This window comes from Mesorhizobium sp. M0045, assembly GCF_040323385.1.
In the GTDB taxonomy this organism is placed as follows: domain Bacteria; phylum Pseudomonadota; class Alphaproteobacteria; order Rhizobiales; family Rhizobiaceae; genus Mesorhizobium.
The window spans coordinates 147,498-166,051 of record NZ_JAMYUY010000004.1; the positions used below are offsets into that span (position 1 = coordinate 147,498).

An 18,554-nucleotide genomic window follows, 5' to 3' on the forward strand; every position below is an offset into this window, starting at 1 on the left:
AAATGTAACCTCCGGCGGTTTAATCCGCCCACCAGGCGTAGGCGCCGGAGGAGGACGTTATGACCATCGCTCAGACAAAGGCACCGCTGCGGCTGCCGATCGACGGGCGCCATCGCCGGATGTTCATCGGCGGTGGCTGGGTCGATGCCCGCTCCGGCCGGACCACGGAGAGCCGCAACCCAGCCACCGGCGCGGTCATCGCCACGGTGCCGCGCGCCGACCGCCAGGACATCGATTTGGCGGTGACTGCCGCCCGCAAGGCGTTCGAGGGGCCATGGAGCCGGTTCAAGCCTTATGAGCGGCAGGTGCTGCTGCTGAGGATCGCCGACCTCTTCGAAAAGCACTGGGAAGAGATCAGCCGCTCCGACACCACCGACATGGGCATGCCAATCGTGCGCACCCGTGCCAATCGCAACCGCGTCATCGGCATGCTGCGCTACTATGCCGGCATGGCGACGGCGCTGCACGGCGAGACCATCGACAACTCGCTGCCCGGCGAAATCGTCTCTTTCACCCGCAAGGAGCCGGTCGGCGTCGTCGGCGCCATCATTCCCTGGAACGCGCCAACGGCGGCGTCGATCTGGAAGATCGGCCCGGCGCTGGCGACCGGCTGCACCATCGTGCTGAAACCATCGGAAGAGGCGCCGCTGACGCCGCTTTTGATCGCTGACATCATGAACGAAGCCGGCGTTCCGGAAGGCGTCGTCAACATCGTCACCGGCACCGGCGACGAGGCAGGCGCGGCACTCGCCGAGCACATGGGCGTCGACAAGATCGTCTTCACCGGCTCGACGGCAACCGGCCAGTCGATCGTGCGCGCCTCGGCCGGCAACCTCAAGCGCGTCTCGCTGGAGCTCGGCGGCAAGTCCCCGGTCATCGTCTGCGCAGATGCCGATCTCGACAAAGCGGTGCCGGTGGCGGCGATGTCGGTGTTCGCCAATTCCGGCCAGATCTGCATCGCCGGCTCGCGCCTTTTCGTCGAACGCGCCGTCCATGACGAGTTCGTCGAGCGGCTGGCGGCATATGCCAAGGGTCTCAAGGTCGGCGACGGCATCGACCCGGCGACCGAAATCGGTCCGCTCGTCTCCGAAAAGCAGTTGCAACGGGTCACTGGTTACCTCGAGGCTGGCACCTCGGAAGGGGCGAAACTCGTCACCGGAGGCACCCGGCTTGTGGAAGGCGCGCTTGCCGCCGGCAATTTCGTCGCGCCGACTGTCTTTGCCGGAGTCTCGGACGACATGAAGATCGCCCGTGAGGAGATATTCGGGCCGGTGATTTCAGCCTTGCCCTTCGATTCGCTGGACGAGGCGGTCGAGCGGGCCAACAACACGCCTTACGGCCTGGCTGCAGGGGTCTTCACCCAAAATCTCGCTACCGCCCACCAGCTGTCGCGCAAGATCCGCGCCGGCTCGGTCTGGGTCAACACCTATCACGCCATCGATCCGGCCGTGCCCTTCGGCGGCTACAAGATGAGCGGCTACGGCCGCGAGGGTGGCGCCGAACACCTCGACGAATATCTCAACACCAAGGGCGTGTTCATCAAGATCGATTGAGCCTGGCGCCGGGCCTAAAACGAAAAACCCGCCTCAGCGGCGGGTCTCGGGGCGAATCAGCACCATAGTCAGTTTAGTAGCATAGCTGCCGGCACAAAGCAAGAACAAAAGCAGGGACCGGGCGCATCGCGCGCCCGATCCCTCAAGGCAAGCCTCAGATGACGAACAGCCAGTTGGCGAGCAGCATCACCGCGACGCCGGCGATCAGCGTCAGATAGGGCAGCATTCCCGCCTTTCGCACTGTGAGGTCGGACGAGTTCATGCCGAGATCGGCCAGCATGTGGTCGGGGAATTTGCCCTTGTCCTGGATGTAATGCCGGAAGCAGAACACCGGGATGATCAAGGCTGCCGTGATCAGCCCTGCCCACAATGCCATCGGGTTCCAGACCTTGGCTCCGGCGCCCATGAAGACAGCGTTGACGTAGGCAAAGATCGCGCCGAGGCCGAGCAGCCAGCTCGGCGCCTTCCAGGGCCGCGCGATGTGGCCATTGTCGATGCGGTGGATCCAGCCGGCATTGAGATTGAGGAAGTTGAAGATGATGTAGCCGCAATTCGACACCGCGAGGATGAAGAAGAAGCTTGTCGCGTCGGCCGAGGCGATGGCCAGCACGATCAGGTTGAAGACCAGGTCGGTCCACATCGCCCGCGTCGGTGCGCCATGCTCGTTGACATGGCTGAGGTAGCGCGGCAGCCAGCCGTCGACCGAACCTTGGTAGAGCGTGCGCGAAGAGCCAGCCATCGCCGTCATGATGCAGAGCACCAGCGCCAGGATCATCAGCATGACCAGCAGGCTGTGGATCAGCTGTCCGCCGCCGACCATGCCGGCCAGCGCATCGGCAACGCCGGAGCCGTCGACAATCGGCGTCGCCAGCATGCCGTTCAAGCCGAGGACGCCCTGGAAGGTGAATGGCACCAGGATGAACAGCAGCATGCATAACAGGCCGGAGTAGAAGATCGCCTTGAAGGTATCGGTGCCAGGGTTCTTGAATTCGGAGGTGTAGCAGACCGCGGTCTCGAAACCATAGGTCGACCATGCCGCGATGAACATGCCGCCGAGCACCAGCGTCCAGCCGGCGATGTTCCATGCGCCGGGCTCCGGCGCATAGGCTGCCGCGAGCGGCACCAGCGGCGAGAAATTTGCCCAATCGATCTGGCCGGTGACGATCGGCACCACGCCGACAATGAGCATCGGGATGATGACAAGCAGGCCGATATATTTCTGCACGTTTGCCGTGCCCAGGATGCCGCGATGCTGGATCGAGAAGATGATCAGCATCAGCACCGCGCCGATGAAGAAGGTGGCGTTGAAGGTAAAGGAAACCGGGCCCAGCGTGTGACCGTAGAGCGTCCAGTTACGGATCGCCGGCGTCGCCGCCGCGGTGACCGCGGTGATGGCGTCGGCGGCGCTGGTTCCGGCATGGGCCGCAATATAGGCGGCGACTTCCGGCGAAGTGTCGGTGAACAGCGGCACCGGCGCCAGTGCGTTGAGGATGTAGGCGGCGGCGATCGAGCAGCCGAGCGACAGCACCGGCGACCAGGCGAACCAGTTGCACCACACCGAAAGCGGCGCAATGAATTTCGAATAGCGCAGCCATGCGGTGGCGCCATAGATCGAGGCGCCGCCGGATTTATTCGGGAACAGCCCGGCGATTTCCGCATAAGTGAAGGACTGCAGGAAGCCCATGACCATGGATACGGTCCAGATCAGGAAGGCCAGCGTTCCGGTAGTGCCGGCGATGCCGCCGATCGAAAACAGGACAAGGGCCGGAACGCCGCTTGCGACCCAGAAGGCGCCGCGCCAATCGATGTTCCGGTGCAGCTGCCCTTCGGCAGGCGGCACCAAGGTGGTGACTATCGTGCTCATTTACGTGGATTCCCCATTTTTGATGTTCCCCATCGGCAACAGCCGCAGTCTCGCGAGGCGTCATCGACGCTCACGTTCAACGGCCTCAGGCGTTTTCCGCTCAGTAGTATTTTTTTCTTAGCAGTGAAGATTGACCCAACGCGCTTTCACGTCAAGCGCTTTGTGACGCTGTGCACATTGCGTTTGTGAAACAGTCGAGCTTCGTTGGCCCTGCCAACGGGTGCCGTCTTCGTTCTCCCATGACAGCAACGGGAGAAGGGAAGAACCAGGGCAGCGTCGATCAGGAGCGCGGCCTGGTCTTTTGCGGGTCGTAATGGGCAAGGGCGACAACGCGCGCCGGCAGCCGCTTGCTGTGGCCGTCGAGCTTGCCGATCTCGACCTCGGTGCCGACCGCCGAATGCGCGACGTCGAGCCTGGCCAGCGCGATGGTCTTGTTCAGCAGCGGCGAGCGCATGCCGGAGGTGACCACGCCGATCTGGGCGCGGCCGACATGCACGCAATCGCCGTGGCCGACGGCGACATTGGCGTCGATGTCGAGGCCAACCAGCTTCCTCTGCGGATTTTCCTTGCGCCGGATCAGCGCCTCGCGGCCGATGAAATCGTCGCTCTTGGTCTTCAGCGGTACGGTGAAGCCGATGCCGGCCTCGAACGGATCTGTTTGGTCGGAAAATTCGTAGCCGGCAAAGATCAGCCCGGCCTCGATGCGCACCATATCGAGCGCCTGCAGCCCCATCGGCTTCAGGCCGTGCGGCTGGCCGGCCTGCCAGATCGCCTCGAACACCTTTTCGGCGTCGCGCGGGTGGCACCAGATCTCGTAGCCGAGCTCGCCGGTGTAGCCGGTGCGCGAGACAATGACGGGAATGCCGTTGCCGCCGCCGATGCGGGCGACCGCGAAACGGAACCACTCAAGCTCGTCGATCGACGGCTGCAGCGGCGAGGTCCAGATGATCTGCCGCAGGATGTCGCGGCTTTTCGGTCCCTGCACCGCGACATTGTGCATCTGGTCGGTCGACGAGCGCACCAGCACGGTGAGGCCGAGTTTTTGCGCCGTTTCCCGCAGCCATTCGCCGGATAGATCGTCGCCGCCAACCCAGCGGAAATTATCCTTGCCGAGCCGAAGCAGCGTGCCGTCGTCGATCATGCCGCCGTGCTCGTAGCACATGGCGGAGTAGACCACCTGACCGACGCCGAGCTTCTTGATGTCGCGGGTCAGCGTATATTGCAGCAGCGCTTCGGAGTCCGGGCCGGTGACCTCGAACTTGCGCAGCGGCGACAGGTCCATGATCACGGCGTCCTGCCGGCAGGCCCAGTATTCGTCGATCGGGCCTTGCCTGGCGAAGGAATTGGCCAGCCAATAACCCTTGTACTCGACGAAGTTGCGGGTGTGCTTGGCAAAGCTCGAATGAAAGGCGGTCTCGCGGGTCATTTTCGGTTCCGAATCGGGCGTCATGCGTCTGGCGATCGCTCGCGAGAATTTGTGCTGGCCGGAATAGGTTCGCACATGGATGTCGGTCAGGTTCCAGCCATTGGCCGGCGTGGTGTCGTCGGGGCAGGCGGACGAGACACAGACGATGTCGGTCAAGGCGCGCAGCAGCACATAGTCGCCCGGCCGCGACCACGGCTCGTCCGAAACCACGACGCCATGCGCGTCGATCGCAGTGTTGAAGAAGAAGTTGATCGCCATCCAGCCGGCGCGGGGCGTGACGCCCTTGTCGGCCAGCGCGCGGTTGAAATTCTCCGAGCAGTTGGGATGGCCGGGATAGCCGATGTCGTCGTAATATTTGGCGGCGCAGGCGAGCGCGAACGCATCGTGCCGGCCGCAAGTGTCCTGGACCACCTCGACCAGCGGCTCCATGTCCTGGTCGTAGTATTTCGAATGCAGGCCGGGCATCGGATAGCTCGAGCCCATCAGCGTGCGCGTCGTCGTCACGTCGAGCGGATGATCCCGGCCCTTGTCCAGCTTGCGCGCCGAAAAGCACTGGAAATCCGTGCATTGGCGCCCGTCGACATCAATGATCTGCAGATAGTCGCCCGCCTTGACGAAGTAGGCCTCCGCCGTCGCCGAATGGACGCGCAGATCGAGCACGGGATCGGCCAGCGGGTCGGCGAGCCTGGATTTCGCCGCCGGGCGGATGGTGGCGCGCCGGACGACGATGCTAAGCGGCGTCGCGGTATCGTGGCCGTCGACCAGCATCGGCCCGCCGGGCGCGGCCATCAGCATTGAACCGTCGCGGGCGACGGCAAAAGCCTGTTCGGTACCGGCAGGGGTGGCGCCGCCGAAAACGCGAACCGCCTTTGCCTGATCGAGCTGCACCTCGCGGCGCTCGAGGCCTCGGCGCAAGGAAGCGAGGCTATCGTCGCCCTCGGCCAGCATCGCCTTGATGCCGGCAGCATTGCTGTTCGATTGCTCTCCGAGAATGCCGGGATCGGTCGCGCCGCTGCTGTCCCATGCCAGCAGCTCGCAAGCCTGCCCGCCCTCGACATTGCGCACGCTGATCGTATCGCCGGCCTCGACCTCGATCAGCACCGCGCCGTTGCCCTGGACGGTGTAGCGCTCCATCCCGGCCGGCAGCGCGATCTGGCCTGGCCGCAGGATCAGGCTCGGCCGCGGCGGTCCGGCGACGACGGCGGGGTAGGGCGACTGGCTCATCTCAACCCTGGTTTCGAGAAACAAGTTTGCCTGTGTGTGAAATTATTTTAGCGGAAAGAATAGCAGGGGGATCGGGTTTGGCAAGGTGAAGGTGGCACAAGCTCCCCCTTCGCCCCTTGTGGAAGAAGGTGTCGCCGAAGGCGACGGATGAGGGGTGCTCCAGGGAACGCCAGCCTCTCACTCCGCTGGAACACCCCTCATCCGTCTCGGCGCTGCGCGCCGATCCACCTCCTCCCACAAGCGGAGAAGGGAAGGCGCGCCAAGGCTATGCCAACGCCTCGCTGGGGCTGATCTCGACGCCATACTCGGCGGCAGCGTCGAGCATCGTGTGCCACAGGCTTTCCGCGAAGGTGGCGAACACCAGAAGATTGAACACCCCCTGCCCATCCGGCCGGTCATTGCCACGCCAGAGATTGATGCTGGTGTGATCGACCGCGGTCGCCGCCGCGGTGCCGGCCGGGAACGCCGCCGGGTGCAGGTCTAGCGACAACAATTTCGCCAACATCGAGCGCGCCTTGCCTCCCGAGACGCTGATCAGGGCGCGCGCATGCGACTGATCGGAAAGCGAGGCGGACTGCGAGAACGCCTGGCTCAGCTTCTCCATCGCGTGAATGCCGCCCTTCGACAAGACGAGGAACTGATCCGGTCCCGACCAGATCAGCGTGGCGTCGGGAACTTGGACCGCGTTGGGCGCATTCGGGGCGGCAACGCCGAAGCGGGTTTCGGCAGCCTTCGCCAGTTCTGCCGCCTTGCCGCGCCGCGCCATCACCTGGATCAGGTCGAAATTGCGGATCTCGGTGAGCGACACGCCGGCCGCCGTGCCGCGCGCGCCGTAGCCGCCGACAACAAGCGCTTTCTCCAGCGGACTGCGGGCAATCCAGGAAAACTCAGCCACGCTGGCGCCCTCCATCCGGATCGTAAAAGACAGGACTGCAGAGCTCGACATCGTAATCTTCCCCGCGCAGCGGATCGTGCGCATGGACGATCTCGCCGATGCGCTCGCGGCCGCGCTCGACCAGCCCAAGCCCGATCCACTGGTCGAGCATCGGCGAAAAGCAGACCGAGGTGACATAGCCCTGGTCATTGTCGGGACCGGGCGTCTCGCCCTTCGGGATGATATGCGCGCCGGAACGCAGGCGGCGCGTCTTGTCGACCGGCTTGATGCCGACGACGACCTGGCGGTCCGGCGCGACCAGCGCCTCGCGCCCGGCCATGACGCGGCCGATGAAGTCTTTCTTGGTCGACATCATCTTGCCGAGGCCGAGGTCGGCGGCGGTCGTCGTGCCGCTCAGCTCCGGTCCGGCGACATGGCCCTTTTCGATGCGCATGACGCCGAGCGCCTCGGTGCCGTAGGGCGTAACCCCGAATGGCTTGCCGGCCAGCATCAAATTGCGCACCAGCGCGTCGCCATAGCGGGCGGGAACCGAAATCTCGAACGCCACTTCGCCGGAGAAGGAGATGCGGAACAGCCGCGCTCTGAGGCCACCGCGCAGCGCGACTTCCCGCGCCCCCATGAACGGGAAACCTTCGTTCGACAGGTCCTCGGATTCATCAACGACCTGTTTCAGCAACTCCCGCGCGCTCGGCCCGGCGATCGAGAATTGCGCCCACTGGTCGGAAACCGAGGTCAACTGCACGTCGAATTCCGGGAACAGCACCTGCCGGCAGAATTCGAGATGCTGCATCACCAGCCCGGCCTTGGCGGTGGTGGTGGTCAGGAAATAATGGTCCTCGGCGAGCCGCGACGTCGTGCCGTCGTCATAGACGATGCCGTCCTCGCGCAGCATCAGCCCGTAGCGGGCTTTTCCGACGGCAAGATTGGAGAAAGTGTTGATGTAGACGCGGTCGAGGAAAGCGCCGGCATCCGGGCCGTGCACGTCGATCTTGCCGAGCGTCGAGACGTCGCAGAAGCCGACGCCGGAGCGCACCGCCTTGACCTCGCGCGTCACCGATTCCAGCCAGTCCTTTTCGCCGGCGCGCGGATACCATTGCGCCCGCTTCCACAGGCCGGTGTCGACGAACACCGCGCCCTGTTCGGCTGCCCAGTGGTGCGACGGCGTCAGTCGTGTCGCGTGGAAGTTTTCGTCGCGATGATGGCCGGCGAAGGCGCCGATGGCGACCGGCACATAGGGCGGGCGGTAGATCGTCGTGCCGGTCTCGGGAATGGACTTGCCTGACAACGCAGCCATGATGGCGAGGCCGGCGACATTCGAGGTCTTGCCCTGGTCGGTGGCCATGCCGAGCGTCGTGTAGCGCTTGAGATGCTCGACCGATTCAAAACCTTCGCGCTGCGCCAGTTCGATGTCGGACGCGGTGACATCGTGCTGGTAGTCGACAAAGGCCTTGCCCTTGCCGGCGACGTGCCAGAGCGGGGTCAGCGAAAAGGCTTCTTCGTCGGCGGTCGGCGATGTGCCGGCATTGCCGCTTCGTCCGGCGCTCTGCGCTGCCGCAGCACCCGCGGCAAATCCCTGGCGCAGGCAGTCGCCTAGACCGAAGGCGCCGTTGGCGGCGCCGACGGCCACCATGCCGGGCGGCGCACCATCCGGCACGAAGGCTGCGATATCGTCCTGCCATTTCGGCCGGCCGCGATGATAGGAGGTCAGCCCGACCGCCGGATTCCAGCCGCCCGAGACGGCTAGCCCGTCGGCTTCGACCTCGGCGCGCGCCCCACCGGTGAGCGATACCGCGATTTTCCGGACCCCGTCCTTGCCGCCCTCGACCCCACTGACGAAACCGTTGAGCACGGCAAAGCCGCCTTTGGCGGCAAGCGCGCGACGTTCGGCGGATACGTCCGGGCGTGCATCGACGACCGCTGCGATCTGCAATCCGGCGCCAAGCGCGGTCTCGACGGTGCGCCAGCCATCCTCATTGTTGGTGAACAGCGCGATCCTCGTGGCAGGGGTTGCCGCATAGCGTTCGACATAGGTCCGCATCGCCGAAGCCATCATCACGCCGGGCGTGTCGTTGCCGGCAAAGACGATCGGCCGCTCGATGGCGCCGGCGGCAACGACGCAGCGCTTGGCTACGATCCGCCACAGCCGCTGGCGCACCTGGTGCTCGGGCGGCGAGGGCAGGTGGTCGTTGACCCGCTCGATCGCGCCATAGGTGCCGCCATCATAGACGCCGAACAGTGTCGTGCGGTTCATAATGCGGACATCGGGCAGTGCGGCGAGTTCGGCCAGCGTGCGCGTAATCCATTCGGCCGCCGGCGCGCCGTCGATCGTGCCGCCGTCGGCAAGCAGGCGGCCGCCAAGCGCGAAATCTTCCTCGCACAGGATGACGCGGGCGCCGCCGCGCCCGGCCGCCAGTGCCGCAGCCAGCCCGGCCGGGCCGGACCCGGCGATCAGCACGTCGCAATGCGCCCACGCCTTGTCGTAATGGTCGGGATCGGCGACGCCTGCAGCGCGACCGAGGCCGGCGGCGCGGCGGATCGCCGGCTCGTAGACCGCTTCCCAGAATTTCGCCGGCCACATGAAGGTCTTGTAGTAAAAGCCGGCGACGAAGATCGGCGCAAACAGCTGGTTGACCGCTATCAGATCATGGCGCAGCGACGGCCAGCGGTTCTGGCTGGCCGCTTCCAGACCGTCATAAAGCTCGGCCGTGGTCGCCTTGGTGTTGGGCTCGCGTCGCGCTCCGCTGCGCAGTTCGACCAGCGCGTTGGGCTCCTCCGAACCAGCGGTCAGGATGCCGCGCGGCCGATGGTATTTGAACGAGCGGCCGACCAGCTTGACGCCATTGGCGATCAGCGCCGAGGCCAGCGTGTCGCCTTGGAAGCCGGCAAAGCTCTTGCCGTCGAAGCGGAAGCCCAGCGGCGCGGCGCGATCGATGAGACCGCCTGATACGAGACGATAGGGCTGGCTGGAGGTCACGATCGCCCGCCTTCCGTCGCTGTGGCCTGATGCAGGAGCGTCGCGCTGCCGCTCATCCGGCCTCCGCTTCGCTGTGGCCGCCTTGCACGCAGCCTCCTTCTCTTCTCCCCGCCGGGGAGAAGGTGGCCGCGAAGCGGCCGGATGAGGGGGCCGCCGGCAGGGTTATGAGCGCTGACCCGGACAGAATTCATTTGGCGGGCTGCCTTGCACCAACGCCGGTCGCCGGCTCGACGGAGGAAATCTCATGCGTCAGCGTGTTGCGGGCGACCTTCAGCCAGGCCCGGCAGCCGCCGCCATGGTACCAGTATTCGCTCATCGGCCCGGCGATGTTGTCTCGCAGGTAGACATAGTCGAAGACCTCGTCTTCGGTGGCGCCGGCCGCAGGACGCGTCGGCTTGGCGTCGCCCAGATAGGTGAACTCGCCGAGTTCGCGTTCGCCGCAGAAGGGACAGACAATGCGCATGCTTCTTCAGCCAGCCTTCAATGCAGGTTCGGTTGGGCGCCCTGGCCCTTTTCGTCGATCATGGCACCTCGCCGGAAGCGGTCGAGGCGGAAGCGGGCAGCCTCCTTGTGCGGCTCGTCGCGCGCCAGCAGATGGGCAAAGACCAGGCCGGAGCCGGGCGTCGCCTTGAAGCCGCCATAGCACCAGCCGGCATTGAGATAGAGCCCGTCGACCGGTGTCTTGTCGATGATCGGCGAGCCGTCCATCGACATGTCCATGATGCCGCCCCACTGACGCAGAAGCCGTATCCGGCCGATCATCGGCATCAGCGCCATGCCGCCTTCGCAGACGTCTTCCATGACAGGCAGATTTCCGCGCTGGGCGTAGGAATTGTAGCCGTCTATATCGCCGCCGAAGACCAGCCCGCCCTTGTCGGATTGGCTGACGTAGAAATGGCCGGCGCCGAAGGTCATGACATTGGGGATCAGCGGCTTGATCGCCTCGGAGACGAAGGCCTGCAGCACATGGCTTTCGATCGGCAGCCGCATGCCGGCCATCGCCGCGACGCGCGACGAGGAGCCGGCGACCGCCATGCCGACCTTGGCGGCACCGATCCTGCCGCGCGATGTCTCGACGCCGGTCACCTTGCCGCTGCCGTCGCGAACAAAGCCGGTCACCTCGCAATTCTGGATGATGTCGACGCCGAGCGCGCTCGCCGCATGCGCATAGCCCCAGACCACGGCGTCGTGCCGTGCCGTGCCGCCGCGTCGCTGCAAAAGCCCGCCCTGCACCGGAAAGCGCGCATTGTCGAAGTTCAGGAACGGCATCATCTTCCTGACTGCGGCGAGGTCGAGCAGTTCGGCATCGATGCCGTTGATGCGCATGGTGTTGCCGCGCCGTGCGTAGGCGTCGCGCTGCGCGTCGGAATGGTAGAGGTTGATGACGCCGCGCTGGCTGACCATGGTGTTGTAGTTGAGGTCCTGCTCCATCCGCTCCCAGAGCTTCATCGACAGTTCGTAGAACCCTGTATTGCCGGGCAGCCCGTAATTGGAACGGATGATGGTGGTGTTGCGGCCGGCATTGCCGGAGCCGATCCAGCCTTTTTCCAGCACGGCGACATTTCTGATGCCGTATTCGCTGGCGAGGAACCATGCCGTCGCCAGGCCATGGCCGCCGCCGCCGATGATCACCACGTCGTAGTGGCTCTTCGGGGTGGCGTCGCGCCAGGTGCGCTGCCAGTTCTTATGGCCGGAAAATGCCGCCCGGGCGAGGGAGAAGATCGAGTATTTCATGAACCTGTTTCGCGCCGGGCGTGCAACAATTCCGGATCAGATGTCGAGCGTGTGGTCGCGCTCCCACTGGGTGAAGTGGGAAGCATAGGAATTCCATTCCTGCTGCTTGAGCTTTAGATACGCCGACGAGAATTCCTCACCCAGCGCCGCCTTGAGCGATTTGTCGTTGTCGAACTCGCGCAACGCGTCGAGCAGGTTGAGCGGCAGCTTCGGCGCGCCCTCCACCGTATGGCCGAACTGGTACATGTCGATGTCGTAGCGCCGGCCGGGATCGGCCTTCGAGCGGACACCGTCAAGGCCGGCGGCGATGATGACGGCCTGCAGCAGATAGGGGTTTGCCGCGCCGTCCGGCAGGCGCAGCTCGAACCGGCCTGGCCCAGGCACGCGCACCATGTGGGTGCGGTTGTTGCCGGTCCAGGTCACGGTGTTCGGCGCCCAGGTGGCGCCGGAGATGGTGCGCGGTGCGTTGATGCGCTTGTAGGAATTGACCGTCGGGTTGGTGATCGCGGCAAGGGCGGAAGCATGTTTCATGATGCCGCCGAGGAAGTTCCGGCCCTTTGCCGACAGGCCGAGCTCCATCGCATTGTCGGCAAAGACATTGGTCTTGCCGTCCCTGTCCCACACCGAGATATGCGCATGGCAGCCATTGCCGGTCAGGCCCTGGAAGGGTTTAGGCATGAAGGTTGCGCGCAGGCCGTGCTTTTCGGCGACCGATTTCACCATGAATTTGAAGAAGGAATGCTTGTCGGCGGTCGCCAGCGCATCGTCGAAGGCCCAGTTCATCTCGAACTGGCCGTTGGCGTCCTCGTGGTCGTTCTGGTAGGCGCCCCAGCCGAGCGCCAGCATGTGGTCGCAGATCTCGGCGATCACGTCGTAGCGGCGCATCACCGCCTGCTGGTCGTAGCAGGGCTTCGACGCCGTGTCATATTCGTCGGAAATCGTCTTGCCATCCGGCGAGATCAGGAAGAATTCGGCCTCGACGCCGGTCTTGATGTGCATGCCATCGCCAGCGGCCTCCGCGATCAACCGCTTCAGCGTGTTGCGCGGCGCCTGCTCGACCGATTTGTCGTCCATGATGCAGTTGGCGGCGACCCAGGCGACCTCCGGCTTCCAAGGCAACTGGATCACCGAGGCCGGATCCGGCACCGCCAGCATGTCGGGATGCGCCGGCGTCAGGTCGAGCCAGGTGGCAAAGCCGGCAAAGCCGGCACCGTCCCGCTGCATGTCGGCGATCGCCTGCGCCGGCACCAGCTTGGCGCGTTGCCCACCGAACAGGTCGGTGTAGGATATCATGAAATATTTGACGCCCTTCTCCTTGGCGAAGGCGGCGAGATCGTTCCCCATTATAGTTCCTCGCTTACTGGCATTTGGTTTGTTTTAGAAGCCGTTCTTGCCCGGTATCCAGTTGGTGCCGGCCAGCGGCACGCCGGCCATGGCTGCGGCTTCGATCGTCAAGGCCACAAGATCCTCGGGCTCGAGATTGTGCAGGCTATTCTTGCCGCAGGCGCGGGCGATCGTCTGAGCCTCAAGTGTCATTACCTTAAGATAGTTCGCCAGCCGTCGTCCCGCCGCAATCGGATCGACCCGTTTCATTAGCTCGGGATCCTGCGTGGTGATGCCGGCCGGGTCGCGTCCCTCATGCCAGTCGTCATAGGCGCCGGCGGTGGTGCCGAGCTCGTTGTATTCCGCTTCCCAGCGCGGATCATTGTCGCCGAGCGCGACAAGCGCTGCCGTGCCGATCGACACCGCATCGACGCCGAGCGCCAGCGCCTTGGCGACGTCGGCCCCGTTGCGTATGCCGCCCGAGACGATCAGCTGCACCTTGCGGTGCATGCCGAGATCCTGCAGCGCCTGCACCGCCGGCCTGATGCAGGCAAGCGTCGGCTGGCCGACGTTTTCGATGAACACTTCCTGGGTTGCCGCGGTGCCGCCCTGCATGCCGTCGACGACGACGACATCGGCGCCGGCCTTTACCGCAAGGGCTGTATCGTAATAGGGCCGGGCGCCGCCGACCTTGACGTAGATCGGCTTTTCCCAGTCGGTGATTTCGCGCAGTTCCAGGATCTTGATCTCGAGATCGTCCGGCCCTGTCCAGTCGGGGTGGCGCGAGGCCGAGCGCTGGTCGATGCCTTTCGGCAGCGTGCGCATTTCGGCGACGCGGTCGGAGATCTTCTGGCCGAGCAGCATGCCGCCGCCGCCTGGCTTGGCGCCCTGGCCGACGACAACCTCGATCGCGTCGGCACGGCGCAGATCGCGCGGGTTCATGCCGTAGCGCGACGGCAGATACTGGTAGACCAGCGTCTTCGAATGGCCGCGCTCTTCCTCGGTCATGCCGCCGTCGCCGGTGGTCGTCGAGGTGCCGGACAGCGTCGCGCCACGGCCGAGCGCTTCCTTCGCCGGGCCGGACAGCGAGCCGAAGCTCATGCCGGCAATAGTGATCGGGATTTTCAATTCGATCGGTTTTTTTGCATAGCGCGAGCCGAGCACGACGCTGGTGTCGCAGCGCTCGCGATAGCCTTCGAGCGGATAGCGCGAGATCGAAGCACCGAGGAACAGAAGGTCGTCGAAATGCGGCAGCTTGCGCTTGGCGCCGGCGCCGCGGATGTCATAGATGCCGGTCGCCGCGGCGCGGCGGATCTCGGAAAGCGTGTAGTCGTCGAAGGTCGCGGATTTGCGCGGCGTCGTCGGCGGGTTGCGATAGGTCATTGAGCCTCAATACGCGTCGGCGTTGTCGATATTGAAATTGTAGAGGGTACGAGCCGAGCCATAACGCTTGAACTCCGCCGCCTTGACGCCGGTCACGCCGGCGCGGTCGAGTAAGCCTTGCAGCAATTCGAGATGCTCGGGCCGCATCTCCTTGGCGATGCAGTCGGCGCCGAGGCTTTCGACCTTGCCGCGCACGAAAAGCCGCGCCTCGTAGATGGAATCGCCGAGCGCATCGCCGGCATCGCCCAGCACCACCAGATTGCCGGACTGCGCCATGAAGGCCGACATGTGGCCGATATTGCCATGGACGACGATGTCGATGCCTTTCATCGAAATGCCGCAACGCGACGACGCGTTGCCTTCGATGACGAGCAGCCCGCCGCGGCCGGTGGCGCCGGCATACTGGCTGGCATCGCCCTTGACGACGATCTGGCCCGACATCATGTTCTCGCCGACGCCGGGCCCGGCCGAGCCATGCACGGTGATGGTGCCGCCGTCGTTCATGCCGCCGCAATAATAGCCGACGCTGCCGCGCACATCGATGGCGACCGGCTGGTCGACGCCGACGGCAACCGAATGGCTGCCTCGCGGGTGCAGCACCTCCCAGGCAGTCTCGTTCGAACCGGGCGCCAGATCGTGCAGCGCCTGGTTGAGCTCGCGCAGCGACATTTCGGCCAGGTCGAAGACCCGTGACGTATGGCCCGGCTCGCGAGCCGCCTTGGAGAGGTTGATTGCCGGCATTGGTTCAATGCTCCCAGAAATAGACGGTTGCGGGCTCGGGTTCCCAGACCTTCGCATTGTCTATGCCGGGCAGTTTGGTGAGCGCACGATATTCCGAGCCGAAGGCGACATACTGGTCGGTTTCGGCCATCACGGCGGGCTTGCAGGCGATGGGGTCGCGCACCACGCCGAAACCGTTCTTGGTGCCGACGACGAAGGTGAAAAAGCCGTCGAGATCGCTCAGCGTGCCTTCCAGCGCCTCGCCGAGGTTCTTGCCATGCGCCATCTGCGAGGTGAGATAGGCCGCGGCGACCTCGGTGTCGTTCTCGGTCTCGAATGTCATGCCTTCACGGATCAGCTCGCGGCGGACATTGTTGTGGTTGGACAGTGAGCCATTATGCACCAGGCACTGGTCGGCGCCGGTCGAGAACGGATGCGCGCCCATCGTCGTCACCGCCGATTCGGTCGCCATGCGGGTATGGCCGATGCCGTGCGTACCGGTCATCTCGCGGACGCCGAAACGGTCGACGACCGCTTCCGGCAAGCCGACTTCCTTGTAGATCTCGACGACGTCGCCGGCGCCCATGATGCGGATGTCGGGGCGCAGCGTCTGGATCGCCTCGCGCGCTTCGTCGATCTTGGCAGGCATCGTCCGGACCACGGCATGCGTCGACTTCGCGGCAATGCTCACCGGTGCGCCGATTGCCTTGGCGAGTTCGGCGTCGAGGCCGCGGAAATCGCGCTCCGGCTTGGCCGACTGGATGGTGATCTTGGCTTCACTGGAGGGCGCGCCATAGATGGCGATGCCGGCGCTGTCGGGACCGCGATCGCTGAGCGAGATCAGCATCTCCGACAGCATCGCGCCAAGCCGGGGCTCGAGCGACTTGTCCTTCAAAAACAGTCCGACGATTCCGCACATGTCAGGCTCCGCGAGTTTGTTCCTCCGAGATGTATCGAATGAGTCCCGGGAATTCAATTGGTATGAAAAAAATTTTCCTCTCGTTATATATCGGTTGAGGCGCCGTCGGCCGCACCATCGCTACGCTGGCCGCCATTGTGAACCCATTTGGCATAGCGGATGCGGGCGATCTTGTAGGCATCCAGGATCGACAGGGCATAGATCAGGACGCCGCCGGCATGGCGGCCGATGAAGCTGGCATCGGGCGGCGCGATCTTGGCGGTGACCCAGGCCAGGACCACCATGAAGAACAGGAATTGCAGGCCGCGCACCGGCACGCCGAGCACGACATGCCCGCTCGCCGGCAAAACGATCGCAGCGCCCAGAACCAGATAGGGGCTCGGTGGTGCGGGGGAGGTGGTGATCTGGCTGGTCATGCCGCCTGCCGTTCGCTTTGATTGATGGCATCGCGCAGCGCCGAAGCCGACGACAGCAGCCTCTCGATCAGCCCCGGATCGAGCCTGACCGTGCCGAATTCGGCTTGCCGGAATACGCCGTAGCGCGCCCGCTCGGCCTCGGCCAGCAGCCAGACGATGCGCACGCCGTTTGGTGTGATCAGCAGTTCCTTGGCGCGCTCCTCGGCAAAGATAGCGAGGTGGTCGGCGATGACGGCTTCGGGGAAGCGCACGCCCTTGCGGTCGCTCCGCAGCACCGCCTCGGCTGGAAATCCGGCGGCCTTCGGCAGTGTCTGGACGAGATGATCGAAATTGGAAAACGTCGTCGGCGATCCCGGCCGCATCATCATGTCGAAAGTGCCTGGCACCGCGACCTTTTCGGCGATCGAAACGCTCAGCCAGCGCGCCGGCAGCTTCCTTATCGCCAGCGTGTCGACGATGGTCCGCACCTGCACCCGCCGGCCGTTCCACGAGCCGGCGAAGGTGACGACTCCGGCGGCGCCGTCCGAGATGTTTGCCACGTCGGGGATGATATCGCGAAGCCCCGCTTCGTCGGCGGCAAGCGCAGTCGAAGCCTTGGCGCGGCTGGCGCGCGCAAGCCAGGCTATGTGGAGGACGAGAGCCAGGGCAACCGCCCCGGCGAGCAATGCTGAGATCACCTAGCGCACCTCGTCACGCAAATGCCCGCCCAGACCGGCGCGCCGTCAGTACCCCTGCGGCTTCGGCCACGGCATGGTGAACTGGGCACCACGGCGTACGAATTTGTAGCGGTAGAAGTGGAACCACAGCGAGATCAGGAAGTAGAAGGCGACCATGGCGATCAGCTGCGAGCCGAAGCCGAGGAAGATCGCAAAGAAGGTGACCACGCAAAGGCAGAACAAGACGATCGCCGGCAGCGGATGGAACGGATGGGTGTAGCCGCGGCGGATCGAGCCGAGCGGCCACTTCTTCCTGAACATGATGATGTTGATGCTCATGAAGGTGTATTGCAGCACGCCCGACAGGATCGAGAAGGTGATCGCCTGGTTGAGGTCGGCGATGAAGGCAAAGGCGAGCGCGATCGGCAGCAGGAACAGGATCGAGCGATAGGGCGTGCGGTATTTCGGATGCACCGCCGAGAACCAGGTCGGCAGATAGCGGTCGCGGCCGAGCGAGAACCAGGCGCGCGCGGCATCGTTGATGCAGCCATTGGCGGAGGCAAGTGCCGCAAGCAGCGTCGCGATGAACAACAGGTTCTCCAGCAGCGCACTGCCGGTCAGTTTGCCTGCATCCCACAGCGGATAATAGGTGATGCCGAGATATTCCCAGGGCATCAGCGAGGCGCAGACATACCAGGTCATCGCGGCCGCGATCAGAAGCGTGATCATGCCGGCCATCGTGCCGTAAGGCAGCGAGCGCGCCGGCGAGCGTACTTCCTCGGCCGCCTGCGTGGTGCCCTCGATGCCGAGATAGTACCAGATGCCGAACTGGAAGGCGGCGATGACCCCGATCCAGCCATAGGGCAGGGCGTTGCCGGGGGTCACCAACTCGTTCAGCTTCAGCACGGCGCCTTGCGTCCACGGGCTGACCGAGAAGAACAGGATGACGATCGAGACATAGGCGATGGCGGTGATGACGAAATTGACGTTGAGCGTCATCAGCACGCCGCGATAGTTCAGCCATGCCAGCACGACGATGGTCGCGGCGATGAAGGAATTGTGGTTGAGGCCCTCGACGCCGGCCTTGGCGACAATGGTGTCGCCGAGCAGGATCGCGTCCGACACTTCGAGCATGGTATAGGCAAAGACCAGGAAAAGCGCGACGTTGAAGGCCATCAGCGGCCCGACAATGTGCTTGGCCTGGGCATATTGGCCGCCGGCGGCGGCAACCGTCGAGGTGACTTCGGAATCGATCATCGCGACCGACGTGTAGAGCAGTCCGACGATCCAGCAGACGATCAGCGCCGCCAGCGCGCCGCCTTTGTCCGCCGCGAAATTCCAGCCGGTGAACTCGCCGACCAGAACGATGCCGACACCGAGCGCCCAGACATGGGCGGGGCCGAGCACCCTGAGCAGTGAAACCCTGTCGCCTTGCACTTGCACCGCTGGTTCAGCCGTGATCGTCAT

At 64.6% G+C, this 18,554-nt stretch carries 14 protein-coding genes; 1 reads left to right on the forward strand and 13 read right to left on the reverse strand.

What is annotated here, in order from left to right; genetic code table 11:
• Positions 1-59 precede the first annotated feature (59 nt).
• The gene (locus NKJ72_RS08010; RefSeq protein ID WP_352476563.1) at positions 60-1,553 is read left to right on the forward strand and encodes an aldehyde dehydrogenase family protein; all 1,494 of its coding nucleotides are present in this window, start codon (positions 60-62) and stop codon (positions 1,551-1,553) included.
• A gap of 154 nt (positions 1,554-1,707) precedes the next feature.
• Here NKJ72_RS08010 and NKJ72_RS08015 read toward each other — a convergent pair whose 3' ends face one another.
• From NKJ72_RS08015 to NKJ72_RS08075, 13 genes are all read right to left on the reverse strand, one after another.
• Entirely contained in the window at positions 1,708-3,417 is a 1,710-nt protein-coding gene (locus NKJ72_RS08015) for a trimethylamine N-oxide permease (RefSeq protein ID WP_352476564.1), read from the reverse strand.
• 280 nt (positions 3,418-3,697) lie between these two features.
• Positions 3,698-6,067 carry a trimethylamine N-oxide demethylase gene (locus NKJ72_RS08020; RefSeq protein WP_352476565.1) on the reverse strand — a complete coding sequence of 790 codons (2,370 nt, stop codon included), beginning with the start codon at positions 6,065-6,067 and terminating at the stop codon, positions 3,698-3,700.
• Positions 6,068-6,332: 265 nt separating this feature from the next.
• Positions 6,333-6,962, reverse strand: coding sequence for a sarcosine oxidase subunit gamma (locus tag NKJ72_RS08025; RefSeq protein ID WP_352476566.1), 630 nt, complete (start codon positions 6,960-6,962; stop codon positions 6,333-6,335).
• Positions 6,955-9,936, reverse strand: coding sequence for a sarcosine oxidase subunit alpha (locus NKJ72_RS08030; protein ID WP_352476567.1), 2,982 nt, complete (start codon positions 9,934-9,936; stop codon positions 6,955-6,957). The genes NKJ72_RS08025 and NKJ72_RS08030 overlap by 8 nt, the downstream gene beginning before the upstream one ends.
• A 187-nt stretch (positions 9,937-10,123) precedes the next feature.
• Positions 10,124-10,399 (reverse strand): sarcosine oxidase subunit delta, encoded by a 276-nt coding sequence (locus NKJ72_RS08035; protein WP_352476568.1) that lies wholly within the window; start codon positions 10,397-10,399, stop codon positions 10,124-10,126.
• A 17-nt stretch (positions 10,400-10,416) separates the two neighbouring features.
• Positions 10,417-11,670 carry a sarcosine oxidase subunit beta family protein gene (locus NKJ72_RS08040; protein WP_352476569.1) on the reverse strand — a complete coding sequence of 418 codons (1,254 nt, stop codon included), beginning with the start codon at positions 11,668-11,670 and terminating at the stop codon, positions 10,417-10,419.
• 36 nt (positions 11,671-11,706) lie between these two features.
• Entirely contained in the window at positions 11,707-13,014 is a 1,308-nt protein-coding gene (gene glnT, locus NKJ72_RS08045) for a type III glutamate--ammonia ligase (RefSeq protein ID WP_352476570.1), read from the reverse strand.
• A 33-nt stretch (positions 13,015-13,047) separates the two neighbouring features.
• Positions 13,048-14,376 carry an FMN-binding glutamate synthase family protein gene (locus NKJ72_RS08050; protein ID WP_254818691.1) on the reverse strand — a complete coding sequence of 443 codons (1,329 nt, stop codon included), beginning with the start codon at positions 14,374-14,376 and terminating at the stop codon, positions 13,048-13,050.
• Positions 14,377-14,382: 6 nt separating this feature from the next.
• Positions 14,383-15,117: a GltB/FmdC/FwdC-like GXGXG domain-containing protein gene (locus NKJ72_RS08055; protein ID WP_352476571.1), complete on the reverse strand. Its 735-nt coding sequence runs from the start codon at positions 15,115-15,117 to the stop codon at positions 14,383-14,385.
• 4 nt (positions 15,118-15,121) lie between these two features.
• Positions 15,122-16,015 (reverse strand): class II glutamine amidotransferase, encoded by an 894-nt coding sequence (locus NKJ72_RS08060; RefSeq protein WP_352476572.1) that lies wholly within the window; start codon positions 16,013-16,015, stop codon positions 15,122-15,124.
• Between the two features lie 83 nt (positions 16,016-16,098).
• Entirely contained in the window at positions 16,099-16,431 is a 333-nt protein-coding gene (locus NKJ72_RS08065) for a hypothetical protein (RefSeq protein ID WP_352476573.1), read from the reverse strand.
• The gene (locus tag NKJ72_RS08070; protein WP_352476574.1) at positions 16,428-17,108 is read right to left on the reverse strand and encodes a hypothetical protein; all 681 of its coding nucleotides are present in this window, start codon (positions 17,106-17,108) and stop codon (positions 16,428-16,430) included. Before NKJ72_RS08070 ends, NKJ72_RS08065 begins: the two co-directional genes overlap by 4 nt.
• A 45-nt stretch (positions 17,109-17,153) precedes the next feature.
• Positions 17,154-18,554, reverse strand: coding sequence for an APC family permease (locus NKJ72_RS08075; RefSeq protein ID WP_292653875.1), 1,401 nt, complete (start codon positions 18,552-18,554; stop codon positions 17,154-17,156).

Excerpts from the sequence above, each read along its gene's own strand:
- glnT (WP_352476570.1), bottom strand. The coding sequence starts at position 13,014 with ATGGGGAACGATCTCGCCGCCTTCGCCAAGGAGAAGGGCGTCAAATAT.
- NKJ72_RS08020 (WP_352476565.1), bottom strand. The coding sequence starts at position 6,067 with ATGAGCCAGTCGCCCTACCCCGCCGTCGTCGCCGGACCGCCGCGGCCG.
- NKJ72_RS08055 (WP_352476571.1), bottom strand. The coding sequence starts at position 15,117 with ATGCCGGCAATCAACCTCTCCAAGGCGGCTCGCGAGCCGGGCCATACG.
- NKJ72_RS08035 (WP_352476568.1), bottom strand. The coding sequence starts at position 10,399 with ATGCGCATTGTCTGTCCCTTCTGCGGCGAACGCGAACTCGGCGAGTTC.
- NKJ72_RS08015 (WP_352476564.1), bottom strand. The coding sequence starts at position 3,417 with ATGAGCACGATAGTCACCACCTTGGTGCCGCCTGCCGAAGGGCAGCTG.
- NKJ72_RS08065 (WP_352476573.1), bottom strand. The coding sequence starts at position 16,431 with ATGACCAGCCAGATCACCACCTCCCCCGCACCACCGAGCCCCTATCTG.
- NKJ72_RS08075 (WP_292653875.1), bottom strand. The coding sequence starts at position 18,554 with ATGACGATCACGGCTGAACCAGCGGTGCAAGTGCAAGGCGACAGGGTT.
- NKJ72_RS08040 (WP_352476569.1), bottom strand. The coding sequence starts at position 11,670 with ATGAAATACTCGATCTTCTCCCTCGCCCGGGCGGCATTTTCCGGCCAT.
- NKJ72_RS08010 (WP_352476563.1), top strand. The coding sequence starts at position 60 with ATGACCATCGCTCAGACAAAGGCACCGCTGCGGCTGCCGATCGACGGG.
- NKJ72_RS08060 (WP_352476572.1), bottom strand. The coding sequence starts at position 16,015 with ATGTGCGGAATCGTCGGACTGTTTTTGAAGGACAAGTCGCTCGAGCCC.
- NKJ72_RS08050 (WP_254818691.1), bottom strand. The coding sequence starts at position 14,376 with ATGACCTATCGCAACCCGCCGACGACGCCGCGCAAATCCGCGACCTTC.